The 7,880-nt window shown below is 57.9% G+C and carries 6 protein-coding genes; 3 read left to right on the plus strand and 3 right to left on the minus strand.

Translation table 11 applies throughout. The features are described from left to right. Positions 1–90: 90 nt before the first annotated feature. Positions 91–1,554 carry a xylulokinase gene (xylB, locus tag ABLU86_RS17645; RefSeq protein ID WP_045363032.1) on the minus strand — a complete coding sequence of 488 codons (1,464 nt, stop codon included), beginning with the start codon at positions 1,552–1,554 and terminating at the stop codon, positions 91–93. Next, the gene (gene dalD / locus ABLU86_RS17650; protein WP_108429687.1) at positions 1,545–2,930 is read right to left on the minus strand and encodes a D-arabinitol 4-dehydrogenase; all 1,386 of its coding nucleotides are present in this window, start codon (positions 2,928–2,930) and stop codon (positions 1,545–1,547) included. Before dalD ends, xylB begins: the two co-directional genes overlap by 10 nt. A gap of 196 nt (positions 2,931–3,126) precedes the next feature. Between dalD and ABLU86_RS17655 the strand changes: the two genes are divergently transcribed. Continuing rightward, on the plus strand, positions 3,127–4,068 hold the full coding sequence (locus tag ABLU86_RS17655; RefSeq protein ID WP_015365774.1) for a sugar-binding transcriptional regulator: 942 nt from the start codon (positions 3,127–3,129) through the stop codon (positions 4,066–4,068). Between the two features lie 13 nt (positions 4,069–4,081). Here the strand turns inward: ABLU86_RS17655 and ABLU86_RS17660 are convergent, their stop codons facing one another. After that, complete coding sequence (locus tag ABLU86_RS17660) at positions 4,082–5,095, minus strand: substrate-binding domain-containing protein (protein WP_020078320.1); 1,014 nt, start codon at positions 5,093–5,095, stop codon at positions 4,082–4,084. A gap of 288 nt (positions 5,096–5,383) precedes the next feature. Between ABLU86_RS17660 and ABLU86_RS17665 the strand changes: the two genes are divergently transcribed. Further along, positions 5,384–6,133: an SDR family oxidoreductase gene (locus ABLU86_RS17665; protein ID WP_015365771.1), complete on the plus strand. Its 750-nt coding sequence runs from the start codon at positions 5,384–5,386 to the stop codon at positions 6,131–6,133. Positions 6,134–6,165: 32 nt separating this feature from the next. Beyond that, positions 6,166–7,773, plus strand: a complete 1,608-nt coding sequence (locus ABLU86_RS17670) for an FGGY-family carbohydrate kinase (RefSeq protein ID WP_045363038.1) — start codon at positions 6,166–6,168, stop codon at positions 7,771–7,773. Positions 7,774–7,880 lie beyond the last annotated feature (107 nt).

Below are 7,880 nucleotides of genomic sequence, written 5' to 3' on the forward strand. Positions count from 1 at the left end.
GCCACTGTTGGTGATTAACGGACATGGTGACCTCGTTGTTGTAGGGTGCAGGAGAATCACTCCGGCAATTTCGCCGGAGCGTCATATGTCTTATTGCTGTCGAAAATGTCGGTCGTTGAGGTACAGAGACTGGAAATGGGCGTAACGCTGCATCAGCGCCTGATGACGCTGCAGATCCGCCTGCCAGGTTTGCCAGATTTCCGGCTTATGACAAACGCTGGCCAGCGGCTTGCCCGCCGCCAGGCAGGCCAGCCGCGCCGCTCCGAGCGCGCCGCCGGTTTCTCCGCCTTTATGCGTCACCACCGGCATCGCCAGGATATCCGCCAGCAGTTGCGCCCAGAACGGACTGCGGGCGCCGCCGCCGACCAGTGAGCACTGGTCGATACGGGTTCCGCTCTCCTGCAACACGCGCAGGCCGTCAGCAATACCGAAGCTCACTCCCTCCAGCACCGCATATCCCAGTTGAGCGCGCAGGCTGGCATGGGTCATTCCCCAGAACATACCGCGCGCCAGAGGATCGTTATGCGGGGTACGCTCGCCGGAAAGATAAGGCAGGAAGTATGGCGCATTGGCTTTTTCGTCTTCGCTTAACTGGGCGACCTCCTCCAGCAGCGCCACTTCGGTGGTGCCGGTCAGACGACAGAACCACTGCAGACAGCTGGCGGCGCTGAGCATCACGCTCATCTGGTGCCACAGGTTCGGCAGCACATGACAGAAAGCATGCACCGCCGACTGCGGCGCCGGACGATAGCGATCGGTGACGACAAACAGTACGCCGGAGGTACCCAGCGAGATAAAAGCGTCTCCCGGCGACACCGCGCCAACGCCAATCGCGCTGACCGCATTATCGCCGCCGCCCCCCGCCACCAGCACCGAAGGATTAAGCCCCCAGCGTTCGGCAATGTCTGCCGCCAGCGTGGCGGAAACGTCGCATCCTTCCACCAGTTCCGGCATTTGTTGCCGCGTCAGGCCGCACTTCTGCAGCAGCGCGTCGGACCAGTCCCGCCGCGCAACATCCAGCCACAGCGTCCCGGCGGCATCCGACATATCGGAGACTTTTTTGCCGGTCATCTTGTAGCGCAGAAAATCCTTCGGCAACAGCACGCAGGCGGTACGGGCGAAATGCTGCGGTTCGTGACGCCGCACCCACAGCAGTTTCGGCGCGGTAAACCCCGGCATTGCCAGATTACCGGCCACCTGATGCAGCTCCGGCGCCATCTCTTCAAGCTCGGCGCACTCCTGCGCGCAGCGGGTATCATTCCATAAAATCGCCGGGCGAATCACTTCGCCGCTGGCATCCAGCAGTACGGCGCCGTGCATCTGTCCGGAAAGGCCGATGGTTTTAATTGCCGACCAATGGCTCGCGCACTTCTCGCGCAGAGTGGCAATCAGGTATTCCGTCGCTTCCCACCACGCCTGCGGCGATTGTTCAGACCATTGCGGATGCGGCCGTTGGATGGTCAGCGGCGCGCTATGGCTGGCGACGACCGTATTATTTTCATCCAGCACCAGCGCTTTAACTTCCGAAGTGCCGAGATCGATACCTAAATACATAGCGCCTCCTGCTGGGTCAACGCGTAGACGGCGGCGATTTGCTCACGCAGCAGCGCCTGAAAATCCGCCGATTCCGCCAGCTCGCCGAATAAGGCTTTATCAGCAGCATACCGGGCGATCGGATCAGGCGAATTAAACATGGCATGCACCGCCGATTCATCGAGAATTCCGTCCTGGTACTGATACGGTAAAGCCCCTTTATGCCACTGCTGCATAAAGACAAAGAACAGCGCCGGCAACATAGCGGTAGCCTGCGGGCGCACGCTGCGCTGGTAGCACTCCTGCAGGGTTGGGGCAATCATCGCCGGGATTTTTGAGAATCCATCGGCTGCCACCCGCTGGTTGGTGTCCTGGATATAGGGGTTGGTAAAACGCTTGAGTACCACGTCGCGATAGGTTGCCAGGTCGATGCCGTTATCGCCCAGACACGGAATCACATCTTCGCTGACGTAACGGTCAGCAATGGCGTAGATGGCATCGGTAAGCGTACTCTCGTGAATATATTGCTGGCCCAACAGGGTTCCCGCCCAGGCAATACAGCTATGCGACGCGTTAAGAATGCGAATCTTCGCCTCTTCATAGGGGATAACCGACGCCACCATCTCCACGCCCACCGTCTCAAGCGCCGGGCGCTCAGCGCGGAAATTATCTTCCACTACCCATTGAATAAAGGTTTCGCCCATCACCGGCGCTTTATCATCGATGCCGGTTTGCGCTTTGATACGTGGCGCCAGATCGGCGGCCGGGCGCGGCGTAATACGATCGACCATGGTGTTTGGGCAGGTCGCGTTCACCGCCAGCCAGTCAATAACCTGCTGTTTACCGGTCAGTTGCAGAAACTCCACCAGCCCATCATGGAAACGTTCGCCGTTGTGGCGCACGTTGTCGCAGTTGAGCAGCGTCAGCGGACCCGCGTCGTCGGCGATGCGTTTTTCAAGAATCCGGGTGATGGTGCCATAAATGGTTTTGCAATCCCCCTGCAAGTCGGCCTGCAGATCGGCGTTGCTGGTTTCCAGGCGATGCTGCGTATTGAGGTAATAACCCCCTTCCGTCACCGTGAAAGCAATGACTTTAGTCTGCGGGTTCGCGCCTTCATCAATCAGCGGCTGCAGTCCCGCCTGCCACGGCAGTAATTTTTGAATTGAGGCGATCTCTTCATATTCGCGCTCCCCTTCCGGGCTCACCGTCTCGAGGACGTAGCGTCCTCTCTGCTCCGCCAGCGCCTGCACCACGTGCTCGGCGTCGTTACGAATATTTCCCGCCGCGATATGCCAGCGCGAATCGCCGGAAACCCGCAGTCGATGCAGGTACCACGCCTGATGGGCGCGATGAAAAGAACCGAGACCGATGTGAAGCCATGTGAATTGCGTATTCATGTTCTGCTCTCCTTGAGGTGATGCGGCTCACTGTAGATGATCATTTGAATCAAATAAGAGCTACGGATCACAAAAGAGCAATTACCCATTTAAATTACAAATGACCAAAACAGAGCAAAAGCTTGCCTGTTTGGAAAACCGCAGCCAAAATGCGGGTATCTGCGCTACTGCGCCCGCGTATTTAAGGCAGGACACCGTGAGTAAAGAAGACGACATCAGGCTGGATCAGAAGGTCCGCGCCGCATGGATGTACTACATTGCCGGTCAGAATCAGAGCGAAATCGCCAGCCACCTTGGCACCTCAAGGCCGGTGGTCCAGCGCCTGATCGCCGCGGCGAAGGAAGAAGGTATTGTGTCGATTGGCTTGCATCATCCTGTGGCGAACTGCCTCGATTATGCGCAGTTGTTGCAGGAAAAGTATCAACTCATCGAGTGCAATATCGTGCCGACCTACAACGAAGAGAGCACGCTGGATAGCGTTTCTTTCGGCTGTTATCAGCTGATGGCCCGCTACCTGCAGAGCGATAACGCCAAAATAATCGGCATTGGTTCTGGATTAACGCTGAAAAAAACCATCCAGCGCATTGATTTCGATAGCCCAAACAGCCGCTGCGTGGCGCTGATTAGCGCAATGAACGATGAGGGGAAATGCAACTACTACGATGATGTGCCGTTGCTGCTGGCGCGGAAAATTCAGGCCAACTACTATCAGTGGCCCGCGCCGCGCTATGCGCAAACCCGTCAGGAACATGAGATGTGGTGCGGCAGCCGACTGTTCAGCAATGTTTCTGCCGCAGCGCAGCAGGCGGACGTTATTTTCGTCGGTATCGGCCCATTGGGTACCCAAAGCCCGATCTTCAAAGACGGGTTTATTAATAAAGTCCAACTGGATGAACTGACGGCGCGCGGCGGCATCGGCGAGATCCTCGGCCGCTTTATCGATGCCGACGGCGGCGTCGTCGACAGCGAAATTAATCGGCTGATCACCAGCTACGATATCCGCCAAAACCAGTGCCCGCGAATAGCCGTCGCCTGCGGCGAGAACAAGCGTCCGGCGATCCTTGCGGCGTTAAAAGGCGGCTGGATTAACGGCCTGGTGACCGATGAACATACCGCCCGCTGGCTGCTGACGCGCTAGCGCCAGCGGCTTTTCACGCCAGATGCTCGCGGCTGCTAATCAGCAGCGGCGGGATCTCTACCCGCTGCTGGCTGGCTTCACCTGCGTCGATGATATTGAATACCGCTTCCAGCATCGCCGGGACGTTCTGCTGCACCATGTCAATATCGTGACCCAATAGATAAACAAATGGGTCCCAGTCAAAACAGCCCATCGGCGGCTGCTCGACGCCGGTCAGCCCCAACTGCGCCAGCCATCTCACCACCCCTTCCAGCGAGATGGTCGAGTTAACGAAGAACCCCTGCAGATGTTCATCGGCGCTTTTGAAACGCGCCTGCATGCAGGCTTCCACTTTGCCTTTTGAATAGCCCGGAGAAAGAATATTCTCTTCCGGCACGCTCATGCCGCGCGCCTCATGAGCATCGCGAAATCCGCGCAAACGCTCCAGGGTGTTGTGGTCGCTGCTGCGCCCGCCGACAAAAAACAGCGGCGCCAGTTTGCCGTGGCGATTGAGACTGTTATCAAGAATTTTATCGGTCAACGCGCGGGCGCCCGCGTAGTTGTCGGAGATCACCGACGGTGCGGTGGAGCCCGGTAGGTCAAGGTTGACCGTCGGCACCCCCGCCTGCTGACATAGCTCGGTAATTTTATCCGGATTAGTCGCCCCGGTCGCCACCACCCAGTCTACCTGCCAGGAGAGCATCGCTTTCACCGCTTCGATTTCCAGTTCTGGACGACGGCGAGTACAGGTAATAATCGGCAGCAGGCCGCGCTCACGCGCCATCTCTTCAAAGCCTTCCGCCACGGAACCAAAATAGCGGTTGTCGTATTTGGGGACAATCATCCCGATGACATGCGATTTTTTACTGCGCAACATGCTGGCCTGGCGATTAATCGCGTAGCCCTGCTCTTGCGCAATCCGCGTCACTTTTTCCGCAAGTTTGGCGCTGATACGGCGTTTTTTCCAGTTGCCATTGAGGATCGCGCTCACCGCGCTTGCCGAAACGCCGGATAATTCCGCCAGATCGTAGATAGTGATTTTTTTCATTTTCCCAACTTGCGTCACAAATTCATTTCGCTGTTAATTTCCCCACTTGCTCAATCGATGAAGCTGGCGCAACATTAGCTTCATCGATTGAGCAACCATGACGCTCGCTAGCGTATACACTCAATAATCATTCAGACATCAGCAAATTGAAATAAATGGTGCTGATATTCAATAGCTTAACTTAGTTACTCCTGCTCTGACAGGCCAGATTGTTGTAGCAGGTAACCGCTCCTCAAGCTCGTCGAGACCAGCTTGAAGAGCAAAACAGACAACATGAAGGATTATAAAATGAACCACTCCGTATCCTCTATGAATACTTCTCTTAGCGGCAAAGTCGCCGCGGTCACCGGTGCCGCTTCCGGCATTGGTCTTGAATGCGCGAAAACCCTGCTTGGCGCGGGCGCGAAGGTGGTTCTGATCGACCGTGAAGGCGAAAAGCTCAACAAGATTGTGGCAGAGCTTGGCGAAAACGCTTTTGCCTTACAGGTCGATCTGATGCAGGGCGAGCAGGTGGATAAGATCATTGACGGCATCCTGCAGCTTGCAGGGCGTCTCGATATCTTCCACGCCAACGCCGGCGCTTATATCGGCGGCCCGGTCGCCGAGGGTGACCCGGACGTCTGGGATCGCGTGCTGCACCTCAATACTAATGCCGCCTTCCGCTGCGTGCGTAGCGTGCTGCCGCATATGATCGCGCAAAAATCCGGCGATATTATTTTCACCAGCTCCATCGCCGGCGTGGTACCGGTTATCTGGGAACCTATCTATACCGCCTCAAAATTCGCCGTACAGGCGTTTGTTCATACCACCCGCCGCCAGGTTTCCCAACACGGCGTCCGCGTCGGCGCGGTACTGCCTGGCCCGGTGGTCACCGCCCTGCTCGATGACTGGCCGAAAGAGAAAATGGAAGAAGCGCTGGCCAACGGTAGCCTGATGCAGCCTATCGAAGTTGCCGAATCGGTACTGTTTATGGTCACCCGTTCGAAAAACGTCACCGTACGCGACCTGGTTATTTTGCCTAACAGCGTTGATTTATAACCCCCGGTATCGGTGACTAAAAGGACGATTTTATGAATGGCGAGACTCAAACCATTATCGGCGTCGATGTCGGCTCCGGCAGCGTGCGCGCCGGGGTATTTAACCTCAGCGGCGAACTACTGGCCCACGCCACCCGGGAGATCACCCTCTTCCGTAGCGCCGGCAGCGTGGTGGAACAATCCAGCCGCGAAATCTGGCAGGCGGTTTGCGACTGCATTAAATGCGCGGTTGAAAAGGCCGCCGTCTCTCCGCACTCGGTTGCCGGTATCGGCTTCGACGCTACCTGCTCGTTGGTGGTAATCGGTGAGAATGACGCGCCGCTGGCCGTCGGCCCCAGCGAAGAGGCGGACCGCAATATCATCGTCTGGATGGATCACCGCGCCACCGAACAGGCGGAACGCATCAATGCCACCCGCCATCCGGTGCTGCAGTACGTCGGCGGGACTATCTCCCCGGAGATGGAAACGCCGAAGCTGCTATGGCTGAAAGAAAACCGTCCACAGATTTTTGCCGCCGCGCGCCATTTCTTCGACCTGGCCGACTATCTCACCTGGCGCGCGACCGGCGATCTGGCCCGCTCCGTCTGTACCGTCACCTGTAAATGGACCTATCTGGCCCATGAAAAACGCTGGGATGCCGACTACTTTCGCCAGATTGGCCTCGCAGAGCTGGCGGAGGAAGACTTCGCTCGTATCGGCCAGCGCATTGTCGATCCGGGTACGCCCTGTGGTGATGGGTTAACCGCGGCGGCGGCTGAAGAGATGGGCCTGCCTGTCGGTACGCCGGTGGCGGTCGGGATGATCGACGCCCATGCAGGCGGCATCGGCACCGTCGGCGTACTCAACGGCGCGGTGAATAATATGGCCTACGTCTTCGGCACCTCCTCCTGCACCATGACTACCACCGAGAAAGCGGTGTTCGTTCCTGGCGTCTGGGGGCCTTACTATTCGGCGATGGTACCGGGTTACTGGCTGAACGAAGGCGGACAAAGCGCCGCCGGCGCGGCTATCGACCAGTTACTGAGCTTCCATCCGGCAGCGGCAGAAGCGCGTGAACAGGCCAAAGCCGCCGCCGTTCCGCTGCCGGTCTGGCTGGCGGATCGCGTGCTGGCGCAGGTTGCCTCGCCGTCGGAGGCGGTGCAGCTGGCTGATGGACTGCATGTCGTGCCGGAGTTTCTCGGCAATCGCGCGCCGCTTGCCGACCCCCACGCGAAAGCGCTGATTGCCGGGCTGGGGATGGAGCGGGATCTTGATAATCTGACCGCGCTGTACGTCGCCGGATTATGCGGAATTGGCTACGGCCTGCGGCAGATCCTCGATGCCCAACGCGCCTGTGGTATTGAGAACGAAAATATCGTTATCAGCGGCGGCGCGGGTCAGCACCCGCTGGTACGCCAGCTGTTGGCCGACGCCTGCGGCGTGACCGTGGTCAGCACAGCCAGTAGCGAACCCGTATTGCTGGGTTCCGCCATCCTCGGCGCCGTCGCGGGCAACGTCGCCGCCTCACTACCGGACGCCATGAAGCGGTTCACCAGAGTGGATAAAACCTATCGTAGCGAAACGGCGTTTAGCTCGCTACATCAACGCAAGTATGAGGCCTACAAAGCGCTACAACAGGCCGGTCGGCTAATCCGCGAATAGCATACCTCTTTAATTTAATAACAATAATGCTCCGCTGTTGTGCAGCGGAGCCGCTCCTCTGCATCCTGAAATCGAGGTTAACATGTCCGTTAATAACCAACAGTGGT

Source organism: Klebsiella sp. JN_Kp121 (assembly GCF_040062145.1).
GTDB classification, from domain to species: Bacteria; Pseudomonadota; Gammaproteobacteria; order Enterobacterales; family Enterobacteriaceae; genus Klebsiella; species Klebsiella aerogenes.